Below are 590 nucleotides of genomic sequence, written 5' to 3' on the forward strand. Positions count from 1 at the left end.
TCTTCAAGAGCTCAAAGTCTTTGGTTTTGATGCAATGTCGAACGTATTGGTATAACTCATAGGACGCTTTTAATTCAGAATCTAAATCAATGAGATAGTGGAGAATCTCCACCTCACACATATGCTTTTTAAAGCAACGATGATATGTATAGTTCTTATAATCAAGTTTTGTTTGATCTTTCAGAAGGAGCTTCCAGTATTTTTTTAATTTATTGTAATTCTTTTTATCCCGATTCATGACGTTGATGCGCGTTTTGTTTAAAGCTCTGCTAAATAGTTGGAGGATATGGAATTTGTCGAGTACGATTTCCGCTTTAGGGAAAACTTCGTGGATTAAGGAAATATAAGGGCTGTACATATCGATGACAATCGTTTTTACCGCATCTCTCGCCTTCTTGGAATACCGTAAGAAATACTCTTTAAGGACATGTAATCTCCGGTCCTCCACGATATCCACAATCTCCCCCGTTTCAGAGTCGCAGAAAATAAAGGACATCGCTCCAGCTGCGGATTTCACTGATTTAAACTCGTCAAAACACAGGTGCTTAGGAAGATAGTGATAATTCGGCTGATAGTAGCTATAAAAGCTG

The 590-nt window shown here is 38.0% G+C and carries 1 protein-coding gene; it reads right to left on the reverse strand.

Annotation, left to right across the window (positions count from 1 at the left end; translation table 11 throughout):
• Positions 1-517 (reverse strand): transposase (locus IEV18_RS17135; protein WP_229733714.1); only part of this gene is annotated, 517 nt, incomplete at its 3' end.
• Positions 518-590: the final 73 nt, after the last annotated feature.

The sequence above is a fragment of the Compostibacillus humi genome, from assembly GCF_014637175.1.
GTDB lineage: Bacteria > Bacillota > Bacilli > Bacillales > Amphibacillaceae > Oceanobacillus > Oceanobacillus humi.